The sequence below is a fragment of the Nocardia sp. NBC_00416 genome (assembly GCF_036032445.1).
In the GTDB taxonomy this organism is placed as follows: Bacteria; Actinomycetota; Actinomycetes; order Mycobacteriales; family Mycobacteriaceae; genus Nocardia.
In genome coordinates this window covers 624,072-650,804 of record NZ_CP107932.1, presented here as the reverse complement: position 1 = coordinate 650,804, position 26,733 = coordinate 624,072, and the positions used below count along the sequence as shown (strand labels likewise).

Genomic DNA, 26,733 nt, shown 5'->3' with positions numbered 1-26,733 from the left:
CAGCTACGGCACTCGACCTCAGCGCAATTCCCACATTGTGCGAATGCGAAATTCACTACGTGGAGGAACGTTAGAGAGGCTAGGTGCTCCCGTCAAGACCGGAAGCCACTTTCGAAATTTTGTAGCGTGTCGGTTACATGCCGATGCGGCGAGGCCCCGTAGCACCCCCACCTGGGCCATCGTGTGAGCTGCCCACGGAAGCTCCACTCACACACCAGCAACGCACGGAGCGACCGACATCAGGAGCTCTGCCCAGACGGGCACTACTCGGTCAGCTCTTCGGCCGCACCCGCACCGCTCTCGCAGTGAGGCCGCGTGCCACATGGTTCCGGCCACAGAGCGAACGCAGACACAACGAAGAGCCCCGTTCGCTACATCCCGATCAGGTCCGGGACGCAGTCAGCACGCTCAACCACGACGCTGATCGTCAGGTGACCCGAGAAGTCGGCGTCCGGACCTCACCGGCCGTCGTGAATCCCGCCCGGTCCGAGACCCGGATCCGGCGACGGCCTCATCCTCGATCGAACGCAGTGTTCCAGCCGACGCTCCGCTCACACGGGCCGTCGAGCAATCCTGGTGAACTCAATCGCTCGACGCCCAGTGCCGGTCCACCTCGACAGAAATCTCCTTCGCCGCTTGCCGAATCAGCTCGATCATCCGATCGCGGCACGCCTGATCCGAACGGAAAATGGGAGCGGCGGTGCCGACCGAGGCGATGACCGCACCTTGGGACGTGATCGCCGCCGCGCAACCCCAGATTCCCTCGTCGACCTCCTCGAAGCTCTCGGTCCAGCCCACCGCATGGGCATGATCGAGCACCTCGTCGGTAAGCATCGCGGTACGGGCCGCCGACAGGGTCGCAAGTACCGGTTCCAGGTAGCGCGCACGTTCGGAGGTGGACATCGACGCCAGCAATATGCGCGCGAGCGAGCCCGCGTGCAGCGACATCGCCTGACCGCGGTCGAACTGGAGGCGAACCGGGCGCCGGGACTCGACACGGTCGACGCAATATGCCGACGCGCCCCCACGCCGGGCGACGAGCACCGTTTCGTCGATCTCGTCGCGCACTCGGGTCATCACCGGCAGGGCGATCTCCGCGAGCGGCGCCTGGGCAGCCTCACAGGCCCCGGCCAGGCTCAATACGCGGTCGGTTACGCGATACGCGTTCTGGGACGCATTGTCGAGCAATCCCACTTCGCGGAGCAGGGCAACGTATCGATAAGTCGACGTCACCGAGAGATCCAGTTCGGAGGCCAGCTCGGTGACCGTCCAGGTCGGGCGCTCTTCAGTGAAGCACAGTAAGGCGGACAACAGCTTTCGACTGCTGCCGGCACCACTCACCTTGTTCTGCGGGCTGGGTGCTGCCATGCGGCGACTTCCTCTCCTCCGTAATCGTGTCGACTGCAGAAACACGAGAAGGCTCGATGAAACACCGCTCCCCCGATCCCACAATATGCAAGAGCCTACCCATACCGCGGCGCAATCTCCGCCCTCCGGTGGCCCACAACCGCCGACTCATCGCTCACATGATAGAAATAGTTCGACCATATCATGGGAATGGGCGCTCTTGACTGTCGCGGACGTCCCCCTCTCGGCATCCGATGGTCCGCCCCAGCCCATTTCTTCTCCGGCCGCGATGTCGCCGCGGCTGCGCGTAAGCGGTCCGGAGACGCCGCGGTCAACCACAGCACTCCCCCACCACGCCAGTTCGACCTCACCACCGCACCGGCCTTGTACCGATTCATCAACTGCAAAATCTCGTGGGAATCGGCTCATCCGAAGGCCGTGAACCCCATAGCACCCGCCAGCAGGCACCGCTGTCTCCAGCCGGTTGCCGGGAGCAGTTGGCACAGCAGTCGGCTTCGTACTCGACTGCTGGCGAGCAACGTCGTCGAGATTTCGCCGGAACTTGCGTTCCGGTGCTGGACGGGATGGTCTCCGGACCCGGGTCGCCGCTGAGGGGCCACTGGATACGATGTCGAGTGGTCGGTTGACATGCGCGAGTGCGGCGCCTGATACCTCTGGGAACCGGGGTCCGTCGGGACTCCGGTTCCCAGCAGGCCTGCTCAGTTGGTGGTGGGAATATCGACGTAGGTATCGGCGCCATGGTGGACGGTGATGATCCCCGCCGGGGCGTCGGAGGCGATCTTGGGTGCATCGCCGCCACTGAGCGTTATCCGAAGCTTTTCACCTGCTTCGAACTTCCAGTGGGTGTTGCCGAGGTCGATCCTGTACTGGACCGGCTTCCCGACCGGGACCGCGACGGTATGGTCGAGTCCTTCGCGCAGTTGGGCACGCAGGTATCCGGCCTCGATCGGCAGGACCTTGCCGTCGGGGGTGACGACCTCGAGTTTGCTGACGAAGTAGGTGTCAGCGGCCGTGGAGGACGCCCGCAGATTCAAGGTGACGGGACCTTCGACAGAGGTCTCCTTTTCGAAAGCCGGCAGGGTGAATGTGGTGCGCGGATCGACGGTTCCGTAGCGTCCGTGCTGGTTCGGCGGTAGCGACATCTCGGAGGCGGCCTGATTCTGGGACGGGTCGGTCGGCAGGGTGCCCGTGGCATCGACGGAGGGCCCGTCGTTGGGGTTCACCGAGTAACGGCTCTCCCCTGTGGTCGGTGCGGCGGTGGTCAGTGTTCCGTCCGCTGCCGGGAACAGGCGACGGGTCTGTGCGGCGACCGGGGGCCACTGGTCGAATTGTTCCCACTGCCCTACCGCGGCGTCGGAGGTGGATTCGTAGCTGAGCACATGCGAGGGTGGGAGCGCGGCCTCGGGACGGTCCAGGAGCCATCGGTCGAACCATTGCAGGACGGCACCGGTCGGGAGGGCGGCGTTCTCGGTACCCGCGACGCCCGGGATGGCGAAACCGACATTGTGCGTCCACGGTCCGGTGAGCAGCCAGGTCTGGTCGGGCCGTTGCGCGAAGGCGTCGAAGCTGCCTTCTTTGAAGATGTCGAAATATCCGCCGATGTGCAGGGTCGGCACTTGGACGTCACGGAGTTTATTGGTGGTCACGACCTGCTGCCAGTATTGGTCGAACAGCGGATTGTCCTGGAAGCTGGCCGCGGTACCGGCGTGGGCCTGCAAGTCGACGTCGGGGGCTTCGTTGGCCCACCACGACATGTTTCGCCTGGAGGGCACGCCGCCCGGGTAGATCCATTCCGAGTAGATATCCGTGGGCGAGACCATCGGGACGATCGTCGTGAGATGCGGGGGCCGCAGTGCTGCTGCGCGATAGGCGGTGATCGAGCCGTAGCTCGCGCCCATCTGAGCGATCTTGCCGTTGGAGGTGGGCTGGGCGGCCAGCCACTCGATCACGTCGTAGTTGTCCAGGGCCTCCTGGGGCTGGAACCAGCTCGGGTACTGCCCTGGTGAGTCTCCGGATCCGCGGACATCACAGACCAGCACGTCGTAGCCCCGCTCGGCGAAGTACCCGTCGGGCATCGGCGAAGCGGCGTCCTTGTTGTAGGGCGTGAACTCCAGGAGCATCCCCGGGTGTTTGCCGGGGTCGGGTTTTCCATCCTCGCCCGGCTGGGATCGCCTGCAGTTGAGGGCGGTACCGTCGCGGGTCGGTACCGCGACCACCGATTCGATGATTTCGAATTCGGCGGGCCGGTCGTAACTCAGCCAGTCACGCACGGCCTGGGGGGCCGGTGCGTCGACAGCTCGAACGGCCGGCTGTCCCGGTTGCGGGGAATCGGCTGTGGGTCCGCCGCCGTCGGACGAACACGCCGAGAGCGCCAGCGACAATGCGGTGATCGTCGCGCCGACTGTGTACAAAGCTCTTCTTCGAGCCATTTTCATTCCTTCTCAGGGTTGCTCGGATATCCGGACCTCGAACCGACCGTGTCTTCTGGCAGACGATCTGGGTGAGGTGCGGAGTACCGTTCGGTGCGAGGGCGACGCGTGGAAACAGTTTTCGATTCCATCTAGCGAATCGATGACCCGATACCCAGCCCTCCATCCACGTCGAGCACAACTCCGCTGACATATCCGGCGGCCGGTGAACACAGGTACGCCGCGGCCTCGGCGATATCGCGCGGATGCCCGGTCTTGCGTTGGGGCACTTTGGCGATCAGCTTCTCGCGGGCCGCGGTATTCATCGAAGCCAGCATCGGGGTTTCGATGAGGCCGGGCGCGATGGCGTTGGCGGTGATCCCCTGGCGAGCGGTCTCCAGGGCGAGCGTGCGGGTGAGCCCGACGATGCCCGCCTTGGCTGCGACATAGTTCGCCTGCCCGAAGTTGCCGCGCCAGCTCATCGACGAGAACGACACGATCCGCCCATATCCGCGTGATCGCATATGCGGTAGCACCGCTCGTGCGCAGAAGAAGGAGCCCGACAGGGAAACATCCAGTACCGCGTGCCAATCGGCGTCGTCGATATCCTCGATCCGATTGTCGCGGATAATGCCGGCGTTGTTGACAAGGACATCGACTCGGCCCTGCGTGTGGGCGACGTCCTCGACCCAGGCGGTGACATCGCTCGATGAGGTGACGTCCACGACATGGTTCAGGCAGGTGCCCCCGAAATCCTTCTCCAGGCGATCCGCGAGATCCCGGGCGGCATCCTCATTGACATCGGCGATGGCGACAATCGCGCCTTCGGCTGCGAATCGCTCGGCCATGCCGGCGCCCAACCCCTGGGCACCGCCGGTCACGAGCACTACTTGATCGGTGTAGCGGTTCATCATGCTCCTGTCATATGACGGTTCGCGGGTCGGGTTTCGGATTCGGTTGTTCGACGACGCAGGAATTCGGTCAGCGACGCGGGTATATCGTTGGCATTCCAGTGGCCTTCGAAGTCAGCGAGCTCTCGCGCCAAGCCTTCTTCCTCGTTCATGGTGGTCAGGCTGTGCAGCAAGTCTTTGAACGCCGACTGGGCCGGGCCGCTGCTCGCTGCAAGTTCCAGCGCGACCGCTTCGGCCGTAGTCAGCAACTCCGCGCCGGGAACCACGGCATGGAGCCATCCGGTAGCAGTGAGCCGCTGCGCCGGCACCAGCCGACCGGTCAGTGCGAGCCACCGCGCCATGGAATCGCCCACTTTGCGCGACATCCGCACGCTGGACCCGGCCGCCGGCAGCAGGTTGTTGCGAATGTGACCATCGCCGATGAGCGTCGAATCGCTCGCGACGACAACGTCGCACGCCAGTGCGAGTTCCAGCCCACCCGCGACCGCGTGGCCGTGCAGCGCAGCCACCACCGGCAGCCGGCTGCGTTCCAGGCGGGTCACCACCGCCGAGACCTTCCGCAAGAACGGCGTCGGCCCGCCGGGAACCTCGCTCAGACTCAGGAAGTACTGCAGATCGGCTCCGGCGCAGAAGCTCTTGCCCGCGCCGTTGAGAATCAGACACCGAGTGTGCGGGTCTTTTTCGGCATCGGTCAGTGCGCTGTCGAGTGCCTCGATCATTGCCGGGTCCAGGGCGTTACGTCGGTCGGGGCGGTTGAGGGTGAGAGTCCGGACCGGCCCGGATCGGGCGACCACTACCGGCGCGTTCCGACTCACCGATTACCCGCGCTCAGGTCAGCGCTCTCGCGACGCCGGCGCCGGAGTTGGGCTCGCTGGATCTTGCCGCTGGGTGTTTTCGGAAGGGTCTCGACGAAGTGGATCCGGCGTGGATAGGCGTGGGCCGCGTAGTTGTCTTTGACCCACTTCTGCAACTCGCCGATCAACTCGCCGGATTCCGGCGTTCCGGGCGCGAGGACGACGAATGCCTCGACGACCTCGCCTCGCACGTCATCGGGGCCGGCCACCACCGCGCATTCCTTGACCGAGCTGTGTTGCAGCAGAGTCGATTCTATATCGAAGGGGCCGATGCGGTAGCCGGCCATAATGATGACATCGTCGTCGCGAGCCGAGAACCGGACGATTGCGTCGGTGTCGATGGAGGCGATGTCGCCCGTCAGGAAGTACGCGCCTTCGGCTCGGAATCGGTCGCTGCCGACCCCGCCGACATAGCCGTGAAAGGTCATGAACGGGCTGTCGGCGACTACCGCCGCGAGTCGCCCGGGTTGCCCCGGCGCGGCCGGGACGTCGTCGCTCTCGTGCAGGACGGTGATCCGCCAGCCCGGCAGCGCGACTCCCATCGCGCCGGCGAGCACCGGACGCTCGAGCTGCGGGTGATGGGGGAAACCGATCGGCATGCCCAGCTCGGTCTGGCCGTAGTGGTCGTGGACCTCCAGCCCGAGCGCGGTACGGGCCCATTCGTTGACTTCGGGCGTCAACGGCTCCCCTGCGCTGGACAACCGGCGCACCACAAGACCTTCAGGAATCGGGGCGTCCGACGCGCGCAGACCGCGATACACCGTCGGAGCGGCCGCAAAGTCGGTGACCGCCAGGTCTTCGAGCACCTTCCATGTCGTCAGGGCCGAGAAGCCCCCGCGCAGCAGGATCGTCGGTACGCCGGCCGCCAGCGGAGCCACGATCGCGGTGTAGAGCCCATAGGCCCAGCCCGGATCGGCTCCACACCAGAAAACACTGTCCGAACCCGCCCCCAGACCGAACTCCAGATAGCCCTGCCAGCCGGCGGCATACCGGACAGGGTGCACAACCCCCTTCGGCTTTCCGGTGGTACCGGAGGTGAACATATGCACCAGCGCACCATCGCCACCCACGGCCACCGATGCGACTTCGGCAGGATCGGCCGCGGCGAGCCGCGCACTCAGGCCGTCCGATGCCCCGGCGTCGGCGACAATGATCGTCCAGTCTCCTTCGGGCACCTTCGCTCTCTGCTCCGCATCGGCCACGACCAGGACCGCACCGGCATCGGCGAGCCTGGACCCGATCGCGTCCTCCGCGAAGGCGGTGAACAACGGGACATACACCGCGCCGACGCGCCAGACGCCCAGCACGACCGCCACCAGGTCCACGCTCTTGCCCATCACGGTCGCGACGCGATCCCCGCGCCGCACACCTGCCCCGGCCAGGACAGCCGCGGCCCGCCGCGACGCCTCCGCCAGGTCACCATAGGTGTACTCGGAGACTGCCGACTGTTCATCGATAACGGTCAGCGCCTTTGCCGTTGCCGGATGCCGGTCGCACAACAACCAGGCGACATCGGCGCTCGGTTCCCCGAACTGTTCGAGTATCTCCGCGACACGTGAGTCGACATATGCACTCATCGCCACTCCAATGTGGGTACGTAATCTGTGTCCATAGTACCCACTACAGTACCCAAAGCGGATCGGCCTGGGAAGACAGCCGACTCGAAGCTGCATGGGGACCGGATGTGGAACACTCGATCCATGCCTCGGACCAGTTCCGCGCCCCACCCCACGGTGAAGACTCCCCGGAAACGCCGGGTCGACGCTGCGCGCCGTGACGACCTCCTCGTTCGAATCCAGGAGATCTTTCTCAGCGAAGGCTTCACCACTGTCACGATCGGCGAGCTCACCGAGCGACTGCACTGCTCCAAAGCCACCCTCTACAGTGTTGCGGCGACGAAGGAACAACTCGTCGTACTGGCGACCAAACAGTTCTTCGGAGAGTCGGCCGACCGCATCGAAGCCGAGGTGGCCGCGGAAACGGATCCCAAGACCAAGATCGTCACCTACCTCGGCGGTGTGGCCGAGGCCATGCGCCGCAACTCGAAGGCCTTCTACGAAGACATGGCGGCCTTCGCCCCCACTGCCGAAATCTATGCGCGCAACACCGCACGGGCCGCCCAACGTGTACGCGAACTGATCGACGACGGCATCGAAGCGGGCCAGTTCCGGGCCACAGACGGCACATTCGCCTCCCAACTCGTCGCCCTCGCGATCGAAGGCGTCCAGTCGGGAATCCTGCTCGAACGCACCAACATGTCGGCCGCCGACGCGTTCAACGAACTCGCCACGCTCCTACTGAACGGGCTCCTCCTCAGCCCCGAGGCGCTACCGGCGGGGACGCCACCAGCGGATCCGCGCAGCAGCCGGCGAAAATGAGCTGACGAGACACCGGCCCCTCTCCGTACCGAGCCGCGGCGATCATCGATACCTCACAGCATCCGCCGGTAGCGACGCCGGCAACCCGGCGCTCACGGAATCACGACAGTCATACGGTCGATCGACTCCCGCCGGCGCATCGCCGAAGCTCGTGCCGCGCCCGCTCGGTTTCGCCGACTTCGCGAGCCGACGATTGTCAGCCAAGTCGCTCGGCAAGCCGGGTCAGCAATGGCCGCTGGCCGGTGGTCAGCTTGTCGTGCGCGGTGCTCAGATCGAACCATTCGACCCGATCGAGCTCAGGGAAAGCCCGGTACTCGCCCGACCGCGGCGGCCATTCCATCTCGAACGTCCCCGGCACCACCCGAGCCGGATCGAGCTCACCCTCGACCGCCCACACCGTGACCTGCTTCTTGCTCCGCCCGCTGCCGTACTGCACGTCACCCAGCGCGATCCACTCCCCGGCGGGCACCGGCACTCCCAACTCCTCGTCGAATTCACGGCCCGCGGCGACGCGGGCCTCCTCGATCGCCGGCTCGTACTCACCCTTGGGGATCGACCACGCCCCCGAATCCTTACGCGCCCACAGCGGCCCACCCATATGCCCCAGCAGCACTTGCACCTCCGGCTCACAACGAAAAAGCAGAACTCCGGCGCTGTACTTCATGGCATGCAGTATGCCGGAATACATCCCCCGATCAGTGCGAGGCCACGGGCCGTTTCAGCGCCGCGAGCAGTTTCGCGCGGTCCTCGGGCGAACCGGTCCACTTCTCGTCGTCCTCGACCATATCGACCAGGGCGCGGAACACCGCGTCGAGCAACCCCGGGAACCGGGCCTGCAGATCCGCGTAGCGCAGGCGCATCACCCTGGTGCGTCCGGTGACCGTCGTCCGGGTGACACCCGCTTCGCGCAGGACCCGGTAGTGATGCGAGAGCGTGGACTTGTGCAATTCGATGTGCTGGCTGAGTTCGCCGCAGTTCTCGCCCTCGTCGGCGGCCAGGCAGGCCACCAGTTGTAGCCGGATCGGGTCGGACAGCGCGTGCATGACCGCCGCCAGTTCGAGGTCGGCGGTATCCGGATGCGACAACTCGGCGAGCACGAACGCGCCTCCCTCCAACACTTGACAGTTTGACAATCATACAACAATTATTGTTTGAGATTCTTCAAACAATCAGGAGGCTGCATGTCCGGCGAAACAGGCACACCCGTCGCGGTCCTGGGGCTGGGTGCCATGGGTTCGGCGATCGCGAATACCTTCCTGGCCGCGGGGCATCCGACGATCGTGTGGAACCGCACCGGGACGAAGGCCGATGCGCTGGTCGAACTCGGTGCCACCCGGGCGCGGTCGGCGGCCGCGGCCATCGCGCACGCTCCCCGCGTCGTCGTCTCGCTGCTCGACGACGACGCGGTGGGCGCGGCCTTGCGCGACGCGGGTCCCCGGCTGCGCGGGCGGGTGCTGGTGAACCTCACCTCCTCGACTCCCGAGCAGTCGAGAAGGCGCGCCGAGTGGGCCGGACGCCACGGCGCCGAGTACGTGGACGGCGCCGTCATGGCGGTGCCGCAGGGCATCGGCACACCGAGCGCCCTGCTGCTGTACTCGGGTTCCGAAAGCGGTTACCGCGCAGCGGAACCGGCACTGAGCACGCTCGCCGAAAACGGCACCTACCTGGGCGCGGACCCTGGGCGCGCGGCCGCGTTCGACGCTTCGCTGGTGTCGGTGTTCTGGCTCTCCTACTTCGGAGTGGCCCTGGGCATCGCACTCGCCGAGGCCGAAGGGATCCAAGGCAGCGAACTCGTCCCGTTCACACCCGCCGTGGTCTCGCTGCTACCCGAGATGGCGGCGCAAACTGCCGCACAGGTCGAAGCCGGGCACTACCCCGGCGACGACACATCCATTTCCTCGGCCTACACCGCGTTCACCACACTCCGCGAGGTGATCGCGCGCCACGGCATCGACACCGGCATACTCGACGCCACGGGCCAGGTCTTCCAGCGCGCGCTGGCGGCGGGCCACGGGGCCGAGGGGCTCGCCCGTCTCGTCCCGGTACTCGCCGGGGACCGCTGAAGGTTCTTATCGACCTCGACGCCGAACGATTCCCGGAAACCGGTTACCCCGCCCCTGCCCGTGATGACCGCGACACGTAGCTCAGGGTCGTCGGCGAAATCGCGCCATATGTCACTCATTTCGCCGTGGCGGCGCGTGAGCGTGCGGGCTGGGCAGCCCTCGGGCTCGGCGATCGCGATGAGCAGGATCCCGTCGTCTCGTCGCTCGAGGGTCAGCGTGCGGTATTCACCCCAGTCGATCGCGGGCGCAGGTCGTCGACGGGCATGGCATTCTCGCCAAGGGTTGATGTCGTCGCGTACAGCCAGGTCAGCTGTGGCTGCGCTCGGGCGAGCCGTGTCATCGCTATTGTGAACGACACGGGAACCATTCAATCGCGACTGGACCGACGTGGCCAAGGCGACTCGCGAATCGGAGAGAACGGCGTCGGATCATGGCAGAGGACCTGACCGTGACACGGGTGCTGGTGATACCCGCGTCCGAATTACGTGAGCGGTTCTCACGGTCGTCCGGTCCGGGAGGGCAGCACGTCAACACCACCGACAGCCGGGTCGAACTGTCGTTCGACCTCGCCAACTCGCCTTCGGTGCCGGAGTGGCTGCGCACCCGGATGCTCGACCGCCTGGCCACCCGCCTGGTCAACGGGGTTCTCACGATCGCCGCATCGGAGCAACGCGCACAGCTGCAGAACCGCGCCGCCGCCCGCGAACGCCTGGCGTCGTTACTACGTGACGCCGCTGCCGCCCCGCCACCCGTTCGCCGCGCCACCAAGCCTTCGCGCGGAGCAAAGGAACGTCGCATCGCCGCGAAGAAGCGGCGCGGTGTCACCAAACGCAACCGCCGCGCCTCCCCCGACGACTAACAGGGCGTCTCACGTGGGTGCAATCCGTTCTCCCCCGCCCACAGCGCCGACATCAACGTCTTCGGCACGATCGAGGTCGACGCCGAACTCGTCCGGATTCCCATCGAGCAACCACCGCAGTAAGGAGCCTCCTTTGCGGCATGCTTTTGTGCTGAGAAGCATCTCGGTGCCCGCTGAGTCGCGCCGGCCGATCGCCGAGGCGCGGCGCAGCGGCGGGGTGCTGGATGACCCTGGAGGCACCGGCGAGTACGAGATCCTGTGCAGGCTCGGATGAGTAGTCAAATCAATTGAGTCACAGGCATCTCCATGCATGACCTCTTCCAGGAATGGGAGGACTCGCCCCTTGACTCATGACCATGAACACACCAAACTTTGCTTACTCCAGCGCTTCTGGATACATGTCGGCCGACACTGTAAGAATTGATCCGCCGCAGCGTCGCTCCGACGCCGCGGCGGCAACTATCCGACCGCGCGCGTACGGTGGCGCCCGAACAGCTCACTGCTCGCACGGAACGACCACACAGCACCTGAAGTCATGTATTACGTTACGGCCGTTCAGCTTTGGAGGCACCAGCGATGACGATCCGGATCGAGCAGCAGGCGAGCCCCTCTCGAGTCACAGACTTCTCCGGTCGGTCGTGATGACCACTTCCGGGCACATCGCGCGAGAGAACTGGGCAGATGACTTCTTCGACGAAGGCTTCCGCGAAACATTCACCATCCTGGGTAGATACGATGACACCGATAGCGAGATCGAGGCGATTGTCACCCTGCTCGGATTGCCCCTCGGAGCGCGAATACTCGATGTCCCCTGCGGCTTCGGCCGTCACGCCGGACCGCTCAGTCGGCGCGGCTATCAGATAGTCGGCATAGACAACTCGCCGAAGCAACTCGACGACGCCCGCCGTCGTTATCCCGATTGCACCTTCGTCCTAACAGATATGCGAACGCCACCCGCAGGTCCATATGACGCAATTCTGAATCTGTTCACCAGCTTCGGCTTCCTCGACACCCGCGAGGACGACCTTGCCGCCCTCGCGGCCTGGGCCGACGTTCTCGTGCCCGGGGGCAAGCTCGTCATGGAAATCGATACCCTCGAAGGCTTCGAGCATCGTGTACGCAACGGCAGCGAATTGATCAGTACGCAGCGCGTTCAACGGTCCGATCTCGTTGGTCACGCGCGATTTGATTGGACCACCCAGGAAATAACCCAACACTGGAAGCGCCCCGGATGGTCCCGACAGGGTCGGCTCCACATGTATTCCTGCCCACAACTCGAGACAGCAATCTACAAAGCCGGATTCGGCCACGTGGCATTCGCGGGCGACTTTCATGGCCGGCCGGTGGACCTGGACAGCAGGACCGTCATTGTCGCAACCAAGTAGCGCGACACCTTTCACAAGACGGACTGATTGTGATGTTCAGGGAGGTTGTACCAGACGACCCCGTCGGCAGGGGGAGCGTCGGACTGCCGGCGGATCCGACCCCGGCGAGGGTGATTCTCGGTCGGAGTGATCGACAGTGCGGCCGTATCCCGCACGCCTCCAATACTTTTCGCGCCACATCGCTATTTCGAAGTGAATCGAGGACGTTTTCCGATGACGGACAATGAACGATCGTTGATCGAACGCGCGCAGCGTGTGGCCGAAGAGGTGCTGTATCCGGACGCGGCGGCGGTCGATCTGGACGGCGTGGTGCCCACCCGGCACTGGGAAGCACTGGCCGCGGAAGGGCTCTACGGCGCCGCGGTGGCCGGGCTCGAGCCGTCCGACCTTTCGCGGATCATCGAAGTGCTCGCCGGAGGCTGCCTGTCGACGACGTTCATCTGGATGCAGCATCACTCAGCGGTGCGCAGTCTGGCGGACACCGCGAACTCGGATCTGCGCGAGTGCTTCTTCGCCGACCTGGTGAGCGGCCGCAAACGTGCGGGCGCGGCATTCGCGGGCGCGGTCGCGCAACCGGCGAAACTGTGGGCGACTCGGATCGACGGCGGCTATCTGCTGACCGGTGATGCGCTGTTCGCCAGCGGATGGGGAGTCGTGGACCTGCTACACGTGGCGGCGCGGGAGAAAACCGAGGGCGCTGCGGACACGGTGGTCACGGGCCTGATCGAAGCCACCGCCGCCGAGACTCTGTCGGCCACTCCGGTCGGTCTGGTCGCGGGCCAGGCCACCGCGACGGCACGGCTGCGGTTCGACAAACACCTGTTACCCGACGACCGGGTGAGCGGCGTGACGGCCCTCAGCGATTTCTACACCGCCCAGACCATCGGCTCGCGACTCAACGGTGCGGTGGCTTGTGGAATAGCCGAGCGGGCGATCGACCTGCTCGAACAGACCTCCGCGGGTCCCGCATCGCTGCTGCGCGAGCAATGGCACAGCGTGCATGCCGGATTGGACAACGCCGTGCCCGACCCGGACGTGCTGCAGAAGGCACGAGCGGTCGCGCTGCGGTCCGCGGCGGCATTGGTCGCGGCGAGCGGATCGGCGGCGCTCCAGACCGGGCATCCCGCGCAACGGCTGATGCGCGAGGCCACGTTCGCGCTGGTCGCAATGAGCCTCCCGAAAACGCGCGCACTATTGGTCGACGGGTTGGCCGGGGGCTGAACCGCTCGGGCCGAAGCCGGTTCCGCACCGAGATGTCGCAGGTGGGCGGGCCGAGTCGTGTGCCGATCCGGGTGATGCGTTCCAGGGCCGCCACCAAATCCGGCGACCGCTCAAAGCACCGACTCACCGAGTGTCGTTGCAGTATCAACCGACCCGCCGAGCCACGCCTGGGCGATGGTGAACCCGACGAACACGCCGATCGCGAACAAACGGGACCAGGGTGTTCATCTCACCGCCGGACCCCACGAGCAGAACTGCGGCGCCGGCCCCCAGGGCGAGGACACCGTAACGATAGACCCGTCGCGGTGAGGCGACCGCGAATCGGTGCGGCAAACAGTTGTCCTCGGCGAGCAACCGGGTCAGTGTGGGCAGACCTCCGTAGGAGGTGTTGGCCGCCAGCGCAAGCAAGATGGTCGTCGCGAACTGCCCCAGCTTCGCTTCCCGCAGCGGCTACCGCGTCACAGAGATCGGCCTGCGTATTTCGGTCGACACGACTATACGATCGACCAGCGCGCCCTGGCCGCGGCCCGCGCACTTCAGGCCCGCCGGGACCCGCCCTCGACCCGATACCGATCTGCCTGCGGCGGTGAACAGCTACCGGACCGTTCTGCCCGATATCCTCGTGCGGGCCGCGAAATCCGTCGAGGCCCGGTCCTGGTACGGGCTGTCGGTACAGTCTCTGACCCAGGACTCCAACGGCGTCGATGTGACCTTGACCGACGGCAGCACCGGCCGTTATCCGCTGGTCGTCGGCGCCGACGGGTCCGCAGCGGGACCCTGGAACCTTTACATCCCAGGGATTACCTCACCGGCGACACCGCGAACTTCGGTCCGTGGACGGGAGGTCCCCCTGTTCTCTTATCAGCTGGGCGAACAGGGACCTCGGTGATCAGGCGCGTCCCGCAGCCACGCGAGACGGCTCGCCTCCGTGAATCGGTGATTTCGGGATCAGTGCGGTGGCGATCAGGCCCAGCAGAATGAAACCTGCTGCGAGGTAGCCGCCCAGCTCGATGCCGTTGGTCATCGCGATGCGACCGGCCTCGGCGATCGGCGCGGTCTGCGGCTGGGCCGCGAACCCTTCGATCGAGGCGCCCGCGCTGTCGGTGATCGCGTGGGCGTTCTGCTCGGCCCGGACCGTGGGCATGCCGTCCGCGGTCAGGTGTTCGGTGACCTGCGACCCCAGCGTGGTGAAGAACACCGTGGTCAGGATCGCGATGCCGAGTGCGGAACCGAGCTGGCGGAATGTGCTCTGGATGCCGGAGGCCTGACCGTTGTCGCTATCGGGGATGTCGGCCAACACCACATTGGTGACCTGGGCAGTCGCGAAACCGACACCGACGCCGTACAGACACAAGATCAGCGCCAGGGCCCACCACGAGTTGTCCGGCGAGGCGAACAGCGCGAGCCCTCCCAGACCGACGACCTCGAAGGCCAAGCCGACGCGAACCAGGTTCAGGGGCGAGATGTTCTTGTCGGCCAGGCCGAAGCTGGCGCCGCTGGCGATGAAGCTACCGATGGCGATCGGCACCAAGGCCAGACCTGACTGCACTGCGCTGTAGCCGAGGGTGAACTGCAGCCACAGCGGCAACACCGCGACGATGCCGAACTCGCCGAGCCCGATGATCAAGGTGGCGATGTTGCCGTTGCGGAACGACGCCAGCTTGAACAGGCTCAGATCCATCAGTGCCTTGTCGGCGTCAGCGCCGCGGCGCAGCCGGGTCTGACGGCCGATGAAGGCAGCAAGGGTGAGCAGGCTCAGCAACAACGCGATCAGTACCGGCGACGGTCCGCTGTTCCAGCTGAAGCCGCCGATATCCATCGCCTGTTCGGCGGTGATCCAGCCGTAGGTGCGGCCCTCGACCAGGCCGAACGCCAGCAGGCCCAGGCCGAGCACCGACAGCACCGAGCCGATGACGTCCAGCCGTCCCGGCACTCGTGGTGAACGTTCGATACACCGCAGCACGCCGAAAACGATCACCACGGCCAGCGGCACGTTGATGCCGAACGCCCAGCGCCACGACACATGTTCGGCCAGCCAGCCGCCCAGCAGCGGGCCCAGCGCGGCAGCCGCTCCGATCGTGGAACCCCAGACGGCGAATGCCTGACCACGAGCTTTGCCAGTGAATGTGGCGTTGAGCAGCGCCAGCGAGGTCGGCAGGATCATCGCCGCACCCGCGCCCTGTAGGAATCGCGCCGCCACCAGCAGACCGCCGCCGGGTGCAAGCCCGGCCATGATGCTGGTTACGCCGAACACGATGACGCCCGTGACGAAGATCCGCCGCGCGCCGACGATATCGGCGATACGGCCGACCACCAACAGCAGCGCCGCGAACACGATCGCGTAGGACTCCTGAATCCATTGCGCCTCAGTGGAACCCGTATTCAGGTCCTCGATGATCGACGGGATGATCACGTTCACGATCGTGGTGTCGACCACGATCAGCGCGACACCCAGGGCGATGGCGAGCAATCCGAGCCACTGCAGCAGAGACGCCTTCGCATCCGTCGGCGTTTCGCTTCGTATCGTCTCGCCCATTGCCACTTCCTTCCATGGTGGAATAGTTCCATGGTGAAAGTACGTAGGATGTCGTAGGTTGTCAATCGGTGTCGCCGGTATCACGTCGGCGTGCGGATATGGGAGGTAGGCGAGGATGAACGACCCAGTTGTTCACCAGCAAGAACAGGTGACCGAGCGACTGCGCGCCTATGGCGCGACGTTTCGGGAGTTCAGTCGCCGGTTCGCCGCATGGCTGGGCTTGCACTCCACCGACGCCGAGGCGCTCATCGAAATCCTGGCTGCCGAAGAACACGGCAAACCGCTGTCCCCGGCGCGCCTGAGTGAACGCATCGGGCTGTCCAACCCCGCCACCACCGCACTACTCAACCGCCTCGAACAGGCCGGCCACGTCGAGCGCACCCGCGAGCACAGCGACCGGCGCGTCGTCACGTTGCGCAGCAGCGCCGAAGTCCAGGCCCTTGCCGACGAGTTCTTCGGCCCGCTCGGCCAGCAGGTCGGCACCGTCATGGCCCGCTATTCCAGCGATCAGCTCGTGCAGTTCGAGACCTTCCTCGGCGAACTGCTGACCGCGATGTACAACCAGCTCGACCAGCCGGTCCGTCCCGCATCACCTCCCACCACGCCGTAACCGAGCGTGCGACCGAAGGCGAGGTCGCGTATTGGTCGATTGGTTGCGCACCACCGCCCCCCGCGCCGACTGAGCCAGCCGGGTGCCGCCGGGCCGGGGGCGTCCGCGCGATCACCCTCCCGATCAGGCCGGCCTGCGCGTCTCACCGGAGGTCGTCGATTCGGCCGCACGGGTGCGGGTGGCGGTCGGCGTCTCGCCGGTGTGCCTGCGGTAGATGCGCCGGAAGGCCGCCGGATCGGCGTAACCCACCGCGCCTGCGATCACGTCGACGGGCTCGCGCGTGGTCGTGAGCAGGGTGGCCGCCTGCCCGACCCGGAGGCGATGAACGTACTGGATGGGTGAGACGCCGACGCGGTCGCGGATGCGCCGGGTCAGAGTGCGCGGAGAAACCGCTGCGACACCGGCCAATTCGTCCAGCGATAGTTGCCGGTGCAGATTGGCGTGCACGTGCTGTTGCACGGCGCGCAGCACCGGGTCGGTGGCCCGTAGATGCTCGAGCACCATGTAGCGCGACTGCGACATGCGGGCATCGAGCACCAGGTAGTGAGCCACCTGCTCGGCCAGCGCGCCGCCGCCGAGGCGGGCGACCAGCGCCAGCAGCAGATCTGTGTGGGCGAAAGCCGCACCGGCGGTGAGTATTGCACCGCTGTCGACCACCATGCGATCGGAGTGCACGGCGATATCGGGGAAGCGACGGGCCAACAGCGGCGCCAGCCACCAAGTAGTGGTGGCCGGCCGGCCCGTCAGCAGCCCCGAGGCCGCGAGCACGAAGACAGCCGAGCAGGAGGCAGCTACCGTGGCGCCGGAATCAGCGGCACGCCGAATGATTTCGATGGCCTGCACAGTCCGGGGCCGGGTCAGCAGTTCCTCGACCCGCGCTTCGCTGGATGCGGACGGTCCCGGCAGCACCAGAATATCGCCGGGTCCGAACTCCGCGGCACCGAGCGGGGTTTCGGTATCGACGCTGATCAGCCGCCCGCCGCTGGATCGGACCGGCAGCCCATCGAGTGATGCGACGCGCTGCCGCAGCCGCCCGCCCGCCGTGTCACCGGCGATCCCGGCGGCCGTGTTGACGATGTCGAGACCGAGGCCGAGCGCACCCTCGAGCACACCGTCCAGCGCGAGGTGGGTAATCATGTGGCGAGATTAGACCGAAGATTGTCGATCTCGCCAGTGGCAGTGTGCTGACCTGTTGCGGCAGGGTTTCAGGTGTGCAGCCCCCGCAAAATTCTCTCGACGACGACCTCGCCGATTTCGCGCCCCGGTCGATCACGCTCGACGGAGTAGCCCGCACGGTGTACGTCGGCGGCATCGGACCGGCGGTCATCATCATGGCCGAAATGCCCGGCATCAGCCCCGACGTGGCCCGCTTCGCCCGCTGGGTGCGCGACGCCGGACTCACCGTCTACCTGCCGTCACTGTTCGGCCGCGACGGTGCCCATCCGGAGGCAGAGGCCGGTGCGGAAGTCTTCAAACGAGCCTGCGTCAGCGCGGAGTTCCGGGCCTTCGGCGCAGGCAGGTCCAGCCCCGTCGCGGTGTGGCTGCGTGCGCTGGCGGCCCTGGCCCATCGCGAATGCGGCGGTCTCGGCGTCGGCGCGCTGGGTATGTGCTTCACCGGGAATTTCGCGCTCACCATGATGCTCGAGCCCGCGATGCTGGCGCCGGTGCTGTGCCAGCCGTCGCTGCCACTGGACGAGCCCGGCGGACTGGAGATATCGCCCGGTGAGCTCGCGGCCGTGCGGGAGCGGCTCGATCGCGATGATCTCGTGGTGCGCGCCTATCGCTTCGAGGGCGACCGCTTCTGCACCGCGCAGCGTTTCGCCGCCTACGCCACGGCACTGGGCCCGCGTTTCGAGCCGCGGGTGCTACCCGCCGAGGCCGCGAATCCCGATCCACCACCGTTTTTCTCGCAGATCGTCGGCTGCCCGCACAGTGTGGTCACCGCGCATCTGGTCGATGCGGCGGGGGAACCGACCACCGCGGCCCGCGACGAGATCATCGCCTTTCTAGTCGACCGGCTGACTGCGGACGTCCCGTTGCAGTGACACAGCGTCCACTGCTGGTCCAGCTTCGCGGCCACTTCCGACGCACACCGCCCGCCCAAGACGATCGCGGCGATCATCCACACCCACACCCACGACGACCCCTTCGGCGGCGCCCTGGCCTTCGCGTCGCGCGAGGACGTCGCCGCGGGAAAGGTCGCGGCCATCGCCCCCGGCCCAGACTTCGACCGCCTCGCGCTCGGGGAGAACATCATCGTGGGCAACGTCATGACCGGCCGTGCGCAATACTTCTTCGGCGAACTCCTGCCGACCGGCGACCGCGGCTTCGTGTCCTGCGGTATCGGCACCGCGATGACCCCGCCACCGTCGGCTACATACCCCCGACCGACCTGATCACCGAAACCGTCACCCGGCGCACCTTCGGCGGAGTCACCTTCGAATTCCGATACACCCCCGACCCTTGCGACACACACGGCTTGCCCGGCGCCGGCGGCCGCGCTGTGTGTCGGTCAGTCCCGCTCGAACAAGTGGTCGTAGCCGATTGCGAAGGTGCAGTCGGAGGGATCGACTACCACTTGGAGCCGGTCACCGATCCGCGGACGCGGGATACCGGCCGGTACTTCGCAGTCCGCCTTGAACATATCGAAACCCGGCCCACTGATATGGACCCGAAGTTCGGCGACATCCGGATCCTCGCCCCCTTTACGTATCCGGACCGCGACGATCTCCGCCGTCGAAATAACCCCGACGGCCCGGAACCGCTTCGCGTCCCGTCTCTGCCCGTAGGTGGTCACCGCAATGGCGACGCCGATCGGGAAAGTGATGATCGCCGGGCACAACCCACTCCACAACGAATCACCCGTCCACGCGAGAACGGGCCCCAACAACATCAGACCGGCCGCGATCGAATACGTGAACACCTGGGCAACAGGGCCGATGAGTTCGACTTGCCTCGGTTCTCTGTCGCTACCCGACACTTCGACATCATAGTGGCGAAACCACGCCCGCACGTGGGACTTCTACCCCGCACCGTCATGCCACCGGACACATACGCCCTCACCCCGTGGTGGTCTACGCCCATGGGGGCGGTTTCTTTCACCGGCACCAAGTCCATGGGACCCTGGGCTCCGCGGATGATCCACACCCACAGGCTCGGCGACGTACCGATCCGGTGGAAACTGCCACATCGACTCACCCCCGTGGGGCGGGACAACCTCCCTGGGCATCACAGCTGGTCCACCGGTGTGGGCCTGGATCACCCCATAGGGGTCGTATCGTTACCCGAAGAGATCTACGGTGGAGATATGACCGCCTCGGGGCATCGGCATTTGCTGGTCGCGCGGGACGTCGACACGGTGCGCATCACCATGAACCGGCCGGAGCGCCGCAATGCTCTGTCGGGCGAGTATCTGGCCGAACTGCTTGCCGCATTCCGGGCCGCCGGCGAGACCGACGCCACCGGGATAGTTCTCGGGGCGCACGGTCCAGTGTTCTCCGCCGGACATGATTTCGCCGACGTCGCCGCGCGCGACCTGCTCGGCGTGCGGCAACTGCTCACCCTGTGCACCGAGCTCATGTCGACCATCGAGTCGGTGCCGCAGGTGGTGATCGCCCGGGTGCACGGTCTGGCCACGGCCGCCGGCTGCCAGTTGGTGGCCTCATGCGATCTGGCCGTCGCTGCCGAATCGGCCGGTTTCGCGCTTCCCGGCGGCAAGGGTGGCTGGTTCTGTCACACCCCCGCGGTTCCGGTGGCCCGCGCCGTCGGCCGTAAACGCCTGATGGAACTGGCCCTCACCGGCGACCCGATCGATGCCCGCACCGCCGAACAGTGGGGCCTGATCAACCGAGCGGTGCCGGACGCTGAGCTGGACACAGCCGTGGGCGAGTTACTCGCCCGCGCTACCCGGGGCAGCCGGGCCAGCAAGGCGCTCGGCAAACGCACTCTCTACGGCCAACTCGACCGCCCTGAGGCAGATGCCTATGCTCTCGCCCTGGAAGTCATGGCCGCCGCCGCTCAACTTCCCGGCGCCCGCGAAGGGATGGCGGCCTTCCTGGCGAAGCGTCCACCCGTCTGGCGCGATTAGCGCCGCTCTCGACCACGCGGATCACCGCGGCCGTCGACCATTCTCTCGGCCGGCACGTCCAGTTCGAAGGTGTGGCGACGACCACTCGAATCCATCCGCTCGGAAGGGCGTCATTCATCGAGGCGAGCGGCGCTGTGCGGCGCATGCACGCCGAGGAACGCGTCGGCGACGCCCAGCAGGGTGGCGATCGGGTCGGCGCCGAGTGGGTACACGCCGATGTGATCGGCTCCGGCGTCCAGGTGCGCGGCGAGACCCGCGGCCACGGTGGGGCCGTCTCCGTGCGCGACCAGCGCGTCGATCAGTTGGTCGCTGCCGGAACCGGCCAGGTCTCGGTCTGTGAAACCGAGTCGGCGCAGGTTGTTCCCGTAGTTGGTGACCTGGAGGGCCGTTCCAGGGGGGCCGGACCTGGCTGTTGCCCGCGCGCGGTCGGTATCGGCGTCCAGCACTGCGAAATGTCCCGGCAGCAGCAGCCGGTCCGCGCCGAGGATCGCCCTGGCGCGGCGGGTGTGTACGGGCGGGACCAGGCAGGGCACGGTTCCCGCGGTGCGGTCACGGGCCAGTCGCAGCATTCTCGGGCCCAGTGCGGCCAGCACGACCCGGTCGGCGGGCACCCCGGCGTCGCTCAGCGTGTCCAGGTAGGAGACGAGAGTGTCGTACGGGGAGGTGTATCCGGTATCCGACTCGCGGTGGCCGATGCCCACGCCGAGCAGGAACCGGCCGGGGTGTGCCTCCTCGATCCGGTGGTAGGAGGCCGCGACCGTGCCCGGGTCCGCAGTCCACACATTCACCACGCTCGTCGCGACGGTGAGCCGGGTCGTGGCGTCCAGCAGCCGCTGCGCCAGGGACAGGTCGGCGGGCGGCGACGCGTCCAGCCAGAGGGTGCCGTAACCGGATTCTTCTAGTTGCCGGGCGCTGTGCGGGGTCACCTCGTGCTCGCGCAGATGTGCGCCGAGCAGACCCAATTCGGTACTCATATATCGACTTCAGCAGGTCGCCGGGGCAGTCGGCCAGACCGGGAGCGCATGCGCAACGATAAGCTGAGCTTATCGTCCACGGTGGTCGGCTCGATCCTGGCGAGGAGGCGCGATGGAACTGCGGGCATTGCGGTATTTCGTGACGGTGGCCGAGGAGTTGCACTTCGGGCGCGCGGCCGAACGACTGCATATCGCCCAGCCTGCTGTCAGTCAGCAGGTTGCGAGGCTGGAGCGCGAGTTGGGGATCCGGCTGCTCGATCGCTCACCGCGCCGGGTCCGGCTCACCCCCGCGGGCCTGCGGGTGCTCGACGCCGCCCGTCGAGCGCTCGCGGCCGCCGAGCACGTCCGGCTTGCCGCAGCGCCGCCCGCGAGCACCCTGCGCATCAGTGCCGCCGCAGGGCTCACAGCTCGGCTGGAGCGTGGGATCGACGCGCTGCGGGGCAGCGGTTCACCGTTCGATGTCGTCCTGATCGACCTGCCGTTCCCTGCCCGCCTGAACGCATTGCGCCGTGGCGAACTCGATCTCGTGCTGGCCAGGGGCGAACTCGCCGAACACGGAATCGTGGCACTCCCGATGTGGATCGAGCCCCTGCTGGTGGTCATGTCCGCGCGGCACGCCCTCGCCGACCGTACCGCCCTAGGGCTGGACGATCTGGCCGACAGCGTGCTGCGGATGCCCTCCCGGCGGCACGACCGGCACCTGCACGATGCGGTGGCGGGCGCCGCCCGTGCGGCCGGGGCCCGGCTCGCGCTGGGGCGTCCAGCGGGCGCCGCGCAGGACACCGTCGTCGAGGTGGGTTCCGATCCGCGCAGCTGGACGGTGCTACCCGCCGACCAGGTCGCGGAGATCGGTTCGACCCGGGTGGTCGCGATACCGCTCGAGCCGCCGATGACGATCACCGGCAGCGTCCTGGTCCCCGAAGACGGCCCCGGTCACGCGGCCCGGTGCGCCGCGCCGGCCTTCGCGGGCGCCTTGGCCGAACCCGCGCAGACCCTGGTTGCGGACAGCAGCGGATAGCGAACGTCGGGCACCCGACCCTCGACTCTCAGCCGCCATCCAGCAGGCCACGCCTCGATGCCTGCCGCAGATCAGACGCTGCGCATCCGTTCACTTCGATGAACGGCCGAGGATGCCCAGCCGGCACGACGTGCTCGACTCACCCTGACTGGGTGTGGGTTACCACAACCGAACCCCGGTATCGGCTACGGTTCACGTCGCACCAACCTGCGTGATCCCTCATATCGAGAGGCGACGTCTGTTGTCGGTGAACCTGTTCTGGCGTTCGATGTCTGTAGTGGCGGTGTCCCTGCTGATGGCGGTGCCGGCGTACAGCCAGGCGGACCCGGTAGACGACGCGCACCCGATCGGGTTGGACCGGTTCTATCACCAGCGGCTCGAGTGGAAGCCTTGCGGCGTCGAGAATGTCGACAAGGCCGGTGGCGAATGCGCGGATGTACTGGTGCCGCTCGACTACGGGATTCCCGACGATCGCACGATGACCGTGGCGATTTCGCGGGTGCAGGCCGGCGATCCGGCGCGGCGGCGAGGAATTCTGTTGTCCAATCCAGGCGGTCCCGGTTCGGAGGGGCTGGACAGTCTGGATCTGCTCGGTGATGTGCTGTCGCCGGAGGTCTCGGCGAGTTACGACCTGATCGGCATGGATCCGCGCGGTGTCGGTGAGTCCGGTCGGAGTCCGCGGTGCGGGTGGCCGGTAGGCGAGATGATTCGGTCGGCGGGCCTGGATCCGCTGGGATTCGTGCACGACACCGTTCAGTCCGCGGGGATGGCCGCGAGCTGCCTGATTCGTGATCCGAACAAGCTGCGGCAGCTCACCACGCGCAACACCGCGCGTGACATGGACATTGTGCGAGGCGCCCTGGGCGAGGAGAAGGTCAATTTCTACGGCGTGTCCTACGGCACCTACCTCGGAGCCGTGTTCACGCAGATGTTCCCCGAGAGGAGTGACCGCGTCGTGCTCGATAGCGCGATCGACCCGGACCGGTACTGGGAAGGATTGGTTCAGGATTGGGGTCCGCCGGACGAGATCGCGCTGGACGACTGGGCCGGCTGGGTATCCGGTCGGGATGACGAGTTCCGGCTCGGTACGACTCCGCAGCAGGTGCGAACGAAGATCGAGGAGCTCGTTCGTATCGTCGCACGCCAACCGATTGTCATCGATGGGTTTGCCATCGACGATCACTGGCTTCCGTTCATCCTGCACTCATTGCTGATGAACTTCCGGCTGAACGAAGAGTTGGCCGTCACTGTGCGGGAGATCGCCGATGCCGCGGGTGGTCCGCCCACTACATCGCGCACACCCCGGCTTCGTGCCATCGTGGCGGGCCTGCGCGACAATGAGAATTCGGTGCTTGCGCAGATCGCCTGCGGCGATGTCGGGGCGCCGATTGATCCGACCTGGTATTGGCGCAACATCGAAGAGACCCGGGCCACGCAGCCGGTCTTCGGCGCACTGGCGAACAACATCCAGCCGTGCGCCTTCTGGCCTCGACCGGTCGAGCCACCGACTGTCGTCCGGAATTCTGTGCCCGCGCTCATCCTGCAAGCGACGGGAGATCCCCGAACTCCTTATGTCGAGGGCGTCCGATTGCACCAGGACATGTCCGAGTCGCGGATGGTGACGCTGCAGGATGTCCGTATCCACATGACATTCCGGCCCGAACTCAGCAGCTGCGTAAACAATGCGATCAACACATACTTCAGCGTAGGTACCATGCCGGATACCGACATCACGTGCTACGCGGATCAATCCACGCCGTAGGGCCTGTCCTGTCATTCATCGCAACCAGAGGACGATCGCGGCGATGGCGAGTTCGGCTTGGTAGTAAGCGGGGCGCGTTTGGCGTAGCGGGTAGCCAGACTACGGAACTGTTCGAGCCGATTGAAGCACCTCTCGACCACGTTGCGTCGCTTGTAGACCTCGGAGTCGAACTCCGGAGGCCGACCGCCGTGCGAACCCTTCGCAGTACGGCGGGCGATCTGGTCATCACGTTCAGGTCCCATGCCGTTCGGGCAGGTCACGCCACGGAAAGTGCATAACGTAGCCAGGTGCGTGATCGGAGTCCACGGTGGTCGAATCGGTGCATGGGGAGTCGATGTTTCACCGAGCAGGGCCGCCAGGAGATCATGGCCGAACTGGCTACGCCCAACCGAGGTGTGGCGCTCATGCCGCATACCAGTCGTTCGCTAACGCGGCGCCGGGCGATCGTTCGGTTGCGAAAACCTGTTCCACTACTGTGCTGCCGCCGGTGGTCCCATAACTGGCAACGCGGCGGTCCCTCGGCTTACTGTTGAGCCTCGGTGGATGCCGGTTGCTGCGGCGTCGGCACCTCCGCAGTGGTGCCGGCGGCGCTGTTGAGGTGAGCGTGAGCGCGGCCGGCCGGCCTGCCTGCGCACCGGCAATGCTCGGGTCCGACGCCGTGCCCTGAACCACCCGAATCACGAATCCGAACAGCCTCCGGATCGGCAGGTTCGCCGGTGCAGGCCGGGTTCAGTAGTCGGCGAGCCACAGCACGATCCGACGCGGCACAGTCATGGGCAGAGCCCGAAGGATCCGCCGCCGCCACCATGTTCACGAATGCGCTCGAGAAGAGCCGCTCCCACGTCTTCGATCCGGCCGGCCATGTCCGCCGGCGATCCGACCGCAATCAGCGCCGCGGCCAACTTGCCGCGCCGACCCGGCACCCCGGCGGCGACAGCCAGGATATCCTCGAGCGCGCGCCCGTAGGCCAACCCGGTTTTCCGAATCCCGGGGAGCTCCGCCAAGAACTGATCGACCTCACTGGCAGGGTGCCGCTCGCTCAAGCCGCGCAGCCGATGCTGCAGTTCGAAGTCCGGCAGACCCGCCAGCAGTCTTTTACCACCGGCACTGACCAGGATCGGACGGCGCCTGCGGGTCGTGGCGTAATACTCGATCGCCGGATCGGAGCCCGCCTCATCGAAATACATGAGGTTGTCGCCGACGAGCAGACCCAACACGATCGTGCACCCGAGGTCGGCGGAAAGGTCCTCCACCAGTTCATGCGAGATCGGTGCGATCGATCGCCAATCCGTTCGCATGGTCAACGCGAATGCGCCGGGGCCGAGGGTGAACCGCCGGTCGTCCTCGTCGAGGAAGCCCACCGCGACAAGACCGTAGACGAGCTGCTGTACCGAACTGACCGGAGCATCGAGTCCTCGCGCCAGCTCCGTGAGCGTGAGTCCGGTGGGGGCGCGGGCGACGGACTCCAGGATCGCGACGGTCCGGTCGACGCCCCGATGATGCTTTCCCTTCACGATCTCATCCTTTGTCAGTCGAACTGGGCCCATTCGGGTTTCCGCTTCGCAACGAAGGCGGCCATGCCTTCCTGCCCCTCGCTGCTCGCGAACAGTCTCGCCGATTCCTTTTCCATTGTCGCGAGGGCATCGCCGAGTTCCAGATTCCGCGCGACCGGGATCAACTCCTTGGCAGCCCGGAGCGCGTTCGGACCGGCGCCGCGCAGCGCAGCGACGATCCCGGCACATGCCGAATCCACGTCATCGGTGACGATACTGACGAGACCCACCTGTTCGGCTGTGGCGGCATCGAAGGTCTCCCCGGTGAGGAAATATCGAGAGATGCTACGTGGGGTCATTCGCCGAGTGCACGGTACGGCGATCATCGCCGGCGCCACCCCGATTTTCACCTCACTGAACGCGAATGTCGCCGTGGCCGGGGTTATCGCGATATCGCCGGCGGCGACGATCCCGAGCCCGCCCGCCCGCGCCGGCCCATTCATCTTGACCACCACCGGGATCGGGCATTCCATGATCAGGCCGAGTACGTCCGCGAACGACGGCAGCCCCGGCTGGTCGGGGGTGACGGTCCGGCTCATCTCTTTCAGGTCCCCGCCCGCGCAGAAGACCGGTCCGGTCCCGGTGATGACCACCGCACGCACCTGCGCCGCATTCACCGCGGTACTCAGATGGGCGTGCAGTTCCGCCACCAGCCGGCGTGAGAGAGCATTGCGATTGGACGGCGAGTCGAGGGTGACGGTGGCGATCGAAGCATCGATGTCCAGGTGCACTAACTCGGTCACATT

24 protein-coding genes and 1 pseudogene are annotated in these 26,733 nt (G+C 66.3%); 12 read left to right on the top strand and 13 right to left on the bottom strand.

The window, feature by feature from the left end; all coding sequences use genetic code 11:
- Nucleotides 1–582: 582 nt before the first annotated feature.
- From OG804_RS03020 to OG804_RS03000, 5 genes are all read right to left on the bottom strand, one after another.
- Entirely contained in the window at nucleotides 583–1,368 is a 786-nt protein-coding gene (locus OG804_RS03020) for an IclR family transcriptional regulator (RefSeq protein ID WP_328393601.1), read from the bottom strand.
- A gap of 698 nt (nucleotides 1,369–2,066) precedes the next feature.
- The gene (locus tag OG804_RS03015) at nucleotides 2,067–3,797 is read right to left on the bottom strand and encodes a CocE/NonD family hydrolase (RefSeq protein WP_328393599.1); all 1,731 of its coding nucleotides are present in this window, start codon (nucleotides 3,795–3,797) and stop codon (nucleotides 2,067–2,069) included.
- Nucleotides 3,798–3,928: 131 nt separating this feature from the next.
- A complete protein-coding gene (locus OG804_RS03010) occupies nucleotides 3,929–4,690 on the bottom strand; it encodes an SDR family NAD(P)-dependent oxidoreductase (RefSeq protein WP_328393597.1) in 762 nt (253 codons plus the stop codon).
- Nucleotides 4,687–5,502, bottom strand: a complete 816-nt coding sequence (locus OG804_RS03005; RefSeq protein ID WP_328393595.1) for an enoyl-CoA hydratase/isomerase family protein — start codon at nucleotides 5,500–5,502, stop codon at nucleotides 4,687–4,689. Before OG804_RS03005 ends, OG804_RS03010 begins: the two co-directional genes overlap by 4 nt.
- Nucleotides 5,499–7,118 carry an AMP-binding protein gene (locus OG804_RS03000; RefSeq protein WP_328393593.1) on the bottom strand — a complete coding sequence of 540 codons (1,620 nt, stop codon included), beginning with the start codon at nucleotides 7,116–7,118 and terminating at the stop codon, nucleotides 5,499–5,501. Before OG804_RS03000 ends, OG804_RS03005 begins: the two co-directional genes overlap by 4 nt.
- Before the next feature lie 123 nt (nucleotides 7,119–7,241).
- Here OG804_RS03000 and OG804_RS02995 point away from each other — a divergent pair, with 123 nt between their 5' ends.
- Nucleotides 7,242–7,919 (top strand): TetR/AcrR family transcriptional regulator, encoded by a 678-nt coding sequence (locus tag OG804_RS02995; protein ID WP_328393591.1) that lies wholly within the window; start codon nucleotides 7,242–7,244, stop codon nucleotides 7,917–7,919.
- Nucleotides 7,920–8,115: 196 nt separating this feature from the next.
- On the opposite strand, the gene OG804_RS02990 is transcribed toward OG804_RS02995, so the two are convergent.
- Together OG804_RS02990 and OG804_RS02985 are read right to left on the bottom strand one after the other, a co-directional pair.
- The gene (locus tag OG804_RS02990) at nucleotides 8,116–8,583 is read right to left on the bottom strand and encodes an NUDIX domain-containing protein (protein ID WP_328393589.1); all 468 of its coding nucleotides are present in this window, start codon (nucleotides 8,581–8,583) and stop codon (nucleotides 8,116–8,118) included.
- A 31-nt stretch (nucleotides 8,584–8,614) separates the two neighbouring features.
- Nucleotides 8,615–9,016: an ArsR/SmtB family transcription factor gene (locus tag OG804_RS02985; RefSeq protein WP_328393587.1), complete on the bottom strand. Its 402-nt coding sequence runs from the start codon at nucleotides 9,014–9,016 to the stop codon at nucleotides 8,615–8,617.
- 84 nt (nucleotides 9,017–9,100) lie between these two features.
- Here OG804_RS02985 and OG804_RS02980 point away from each other — a divergent pair, with 84 nt between their 5' ends.
- The 5 genes from OG804_RS02980 (at nucleotide 9,101) to OG804_RS02960 (ending at nucleotide 14,336) form a co-directional block, all read left to right on the top strand.
- The gene (locus OG804_RS02980) at nucleotides 9,101–9,982 is read left to right on the top strand and encodes an NAD(P)-dependent oxidoreductase (RefSeq protein ID WP_328393585.1); all 882 of its coding nucleotides are present in this window, start codon (nucleotides 9,101–9,103) and stop codon (nucleotides 9,980–9,982) included.
- A 430-nt stretch (nucleotides 9,983–10,412) separates the two neighbouring features.
- Entirely contained in the window at nucleotides 10,413–10,841 is a 429-nt protein-coding gene (gene arfB, locus OG804_RS02975; protein WP_328393583.1) for an alternative ribosome rescue aminoacyl-tRNA hydrolase ArfB, read from the top strand.
- A 641-nt stretch (nucleotides 10,842–11,482) separates the two neighbouring features.
- A complete protein-coding gene (locus OG804_RS02970) occupies nucleotides 11,483–12,226 on the top strand; it encodes a class I SAM-dependent methyltransferase (protein ID WP_328393581.1) in 744 nt (247 codons plus the stop codon).
- A 213-nt stretch (nucleotides 12,227–12,439) separates the two neighbouring features.
- Nucleotides 12,440–13,447, top strand: coding sequence for an acyl-CoA dehydrogenase family protein (locus tag OG804_RS02965; RefSeq protein ID WP_328393579.1), 1,008 nt, complete (start codon nucleotides 12,440–12,442; stop codon nucleotides 13,445–13,447).
- 586 nt (nucleotides 13,448–14,033) lie between these two features.
- Complete coding sequence (locus OG804_RS02960) at nucleotides 14,034–14,336, top strand: hypothetical protein (RefSeq protein ID WP_328393577.1); 303 nt, start codon at nucleotides 14,034–14,036, stop codon at nucleotides 14,334–14,336.
- Here the strand turns inward: OG804_RS02960 and OG804_RS02955 are convergent, their stop codons facing one another.
- The gene (locus OG804_RS02955) at nucleotides 14,337–15,983 is read right to left on the bottom strand and encodes an MFS transporter (protein ID WP_328393575.1); all 1,647 of its coding nucleotides are present in this window, start codon (nucleotides 15,981–15,983) and stop codon (nucleotides 14,337–14,339) included.
- 115 nt (nucleotides 15,984–16,098) lie between these two features.
- On the opposite strand from OG804_RS02955, the gene OG804_RS02950 reads away from it, so the two are divergent.
- Nucleotides 16,099–16,593, top strand: a complete 495-nt coding sequence (locus OG804_RS02950) for a MarR family winged helix-turn-helix transcriptional regulator (protein WP_328393573.1) — start codon at nucleotides 16,099–16,101, stop codon at nucleotides 16,591–16,593.
- A gap of 123 nt (nucleotides 16,594–16,716) precedes the next feature.
- Here OG804_RS02950 and OG804_RS02945 read toward each other — a convergent pair whose 3' ends face one another.
- Complete coding sequence (locus tag OG804_RS02945) at nucleotides 16,717–17,730, bottom strand: GlxA family transcriptional regulator (protein WP_328393571.1); 1,014 nt, start codon at nucleotides 17,728–17,730, stop codon at nucleotides 16,717–16,719.
- A gap of 74 nt (nucleotides 17,731–17,804) precedes the next feature.
- Here OG804_RS02945 and OG804_RS02940 point away from each other — a divergent pair, with 74 nt between their 5' ends.
- Both OG804_RS02940 and OG804_RS32275 read left to right on the top strand, forming a co-directional pair.
- Nucleotides 17,805–18,638, top strand: a complete 834-nt coding sequence (locus OG804_RS02940) for a dienelactone hydrolase family protein (protein WP_328393569.1) — start codon at nucleotides 17,805–17,807, stop codon at nucleotides 18,636–18,638.
- Nucleotides 18,639–18,689: 51 nt separating this feature from the next.
- Nucleotides 18,690–18,989: pseudogene (locus OG804_RS32275) on the top strand (alkyl/aryl-sulfatase); the annotation flags it as partial.
- Between the two features lie 116 nt (nucleotides 18,990–19,105).
- On the opposite strand, the gene OG804_RS02935 reads toward OG804_RS32275, so the two are convergent.
- Nucleotides 19,106–19,573, bottom strand: a complete 468-nt coding sequence (locus OG804_RS02935; protein WP_328393567.1) for a hypothetical protein — start codon at nucleotides 19,571–19,573, stop codon at nucleotides 19,106–19,108.
- Nucleotides 19,574–19,900: 327 nt separating this feature from the next.
- Here OG804_RS02935 and OG804_RS02930 point away from each other — a divergent pair, with 327 nt between their 5' ends.
- Complete coding sequence (locus tag OG804_RS02930) at nucleotides 19,901–20,680, top strand: enoyl-CoA hydratase-related protein (RefSeq protein WP_328393565.1); 780 nt, start codon at nucleotides 19,901–19,903, stop codon at nucleotides 20,678–20,680.
- 110 nt (nucleotides 20,681–20,790) lie between these two features.
- On the opposite strand, the gene OG804_RS02925 is transcribed toward OG804_RS02930, so the two are convergent.
- Nucleotides 20,791–21,654, bottom strand: a complete 864-nt coding sequence (locus OG804_RS02925; RefSeq protein WP_328393563.1) for a TIGR03620 family F420-dependent LLM class oxidoreductase — start codon at nucleotides 21,652–21,654, stop codon at nucleotides 20,791–20,793.
- A 112-nt stretch (nucleotides 21,655–21,766) separates the two neighbouring features.
- Between OG804_RS02925 and OG804_RS02920 the strand changes: the two genes are divergently transcribed.
- Together OG804_RS02920 and OG804_RS02915 are read left to right on the top strand one after the other, a co-directional pair.
- On the top strand, nucleotides 21,767–22,672 hold the full coding sequence (locus tag OG804_RS02920; RefSeq protein WP_328393561.1) for a LysR family transcriptional regulator: 906 nt from the start codon (nucleotides 21,767–21,769) through the stop codon (nucleotides 22,670–22,672).
- Between the two features lie 268 nt (nucleotides 22,673–22,940).
- The gene (locus OG804_RS02915) at nucleotides 22,941–24,434 is read left to right on the top strand and encodes an alpha/beta hydrolase (protein WP_328393559.1); all 1,494 of its coding nucleotides are present in this window, start codon (nucleotides 22,941–22,943) and stop codon (nucleotides 24,432–24,434) included.
- A 770-nt stretch (nucleotides 24,435–25,204) separates the two neighbouring features.
- Here the strand turns inward: OG804_RS02915 and OG804_RS02905 are convergent.
- Both OG804_RS02905 and OG804_RS02900 read right to left on the bottom strand, forming a co-directional pair.
- Nucleotides 25,205–25,981 (bottom strand): IclR family transcriptional regulator, encoded by a 777-nt coding sequence (locus OG804_RS02905; protein WP_328393557.1) that lies wholly within the window; start codon nucleotides 25,979–25,981, stop codon nucleotides 25,205–25,207.
- A complete protein-coding gene (locus OG804_RS02900; RefSeq protein WP_328393555.1) occupies nucleotides 25,963–26,730 on the bottom strand; it encodes an enoyl-CoA hydratase-related protein in 768 nt (255 codons plus the stop codon). Before OG804_RS02900 ends, OG804_RS02905 begins: the two co-directional genes overlap by 19 nt.
- Nucleotides 26,731–26,733: the final 3 nt, after the last annotated feature.

What these genes read in the sequence shown, in the direction of transcription:
- OG804_RS03020 (WP_328393601.1), bottom strand. Translation starts at nt 1,368, where the DNA reads ATGGCAGCACCCAGCCCGCAGAACAAGGTGAGTGGTGCCGGCAGCAGT.
- OG804_RS03015 (WP_328393599.1), bottom strand. Translation starts at nt 3,797, where the DNA reads ATGGCTCGAAGAAGAGCTTTGTACACAGTCGGCGCGACGATCACCGCA.
- OG804_RS03010 (WP_328393597.1), bottom strand. Translation starts at nt 4,690, where the DNA reads ATGATGAACCGCTACACCGATCAAGTAGTGCTCGTGACCGGCGGTGCC.
- OG804_RS03000 (WP_328393593.1), bottom strand. Translation starts at nt 7,118, where the DNA reads ATGAGTGCATATGTCGACTCACGTGTCGCGGAGATACTCGAACAGTTC.
- OG804_RS02995 (WP_328393591.1), top strand. Translation starts at nt 7,242, where the DNA reads ATGCCTCGGACCAGTTCCGCGCCCCACCCCACGGTGAAGACTCCCCGG.
- OG804_RS02990 (WP_328393589.1), bottom strand. Translation starts at nt 8,583, where the DNA reads ATGAAGTACAGCGCCGGAGTTCTGCTTTTTCGTTGTGAGCCGGAGGTG.
- OG804_RS02980 (WP_328393585.1), top strand. Translation starts at nt 9,101, where the DNA reads ATGTCCGGCGAAACAGGCACACCCGTCGCGGTCCTGGGGCTGGGTGCC.
- arfB (WP_328393583.1), top strand. Translation starts at nt 10,413, where the DNA reads ATGGCAGAGGACCTGACCGTGACACGGGTGCTGGTGATACCCGCGTCC.
- OG804_RS02970 (WP_328393581.1), top strand. Translation starts at nt 11,483, where the DNA reads ATGACCACTTCCGGGCACATCGCGCGAGAGAACTGGGCAGATGACTTC.
- OG804_RS02965 (WP_328393579.1), top strand. Translation starts at nt 12,440, where the DNA reads ATGACGGACAATGAACGATCGTTGATCGAACGCGCGCAGCGTGTGGCC.
- OG804_RS02955 (WP_328393575.1), bottom strand. Translation starts at nt 15,983, where the DNA reads ATGGGCGAGACGATACGAAGCGAAACGCCGACGGATGCGAAGGCGTCT.
- OG804_RS02950 (WP_328393573.1), top strand. Translation starts at nt 16,099, where the DNA reads ATGAACGACCCAGTTGTTCACCAGCAAGAACAGGTGACCGAGCGACTG.
- OG804_RS02945 (WP_328393571.1), bottom strand. Translation starts at nt 17,730, where the DNA reads ATGATTACCCACCTCGCGCTGGACGGTGTGCTCGAGGGTGCGCTCGGC.
- OG804_RS02930 (WP_328393565.1), top strand. Translation starts at nt 19,901, where the DNA reads ATGACCGCCTCGGGGCATCGGCATTTGCTGGTCGCGCGGGACGTCGAC.
- OG804_RS02925 (WP_328393563.1), bottom strand. Translation starts at nt 21,654, where the DNA reads ATGAGTACCGAATTGGGTCTGCTCGGCGCACATCTGCGCGAGCACGAG.
- OG804_RS02920 (WP_328393561.1), top strand. Translation starts at nt 21,767, where the DNA reads ATGGAACTGCGGGCATTGCGGTATTTCGTGACGGTGGCCGAGGAGTTG.
- OG804_RS02915 (WP_328393559.1), top strand. Translation starts at nt 22,941, where the DNA reads ATGTCTGTAGTGGCGGTGTCCCTGCTGATGGCGGTGCCGGCGTACAGC.
- OG804_RS02905 (WP_328393557.1), bottom strand. Translation starts at nt 25,981, where the DNA reads ATGGGCCCAGTTCGACTGACAAAGGATGAGATCGTGAAGGGAAAGCAT.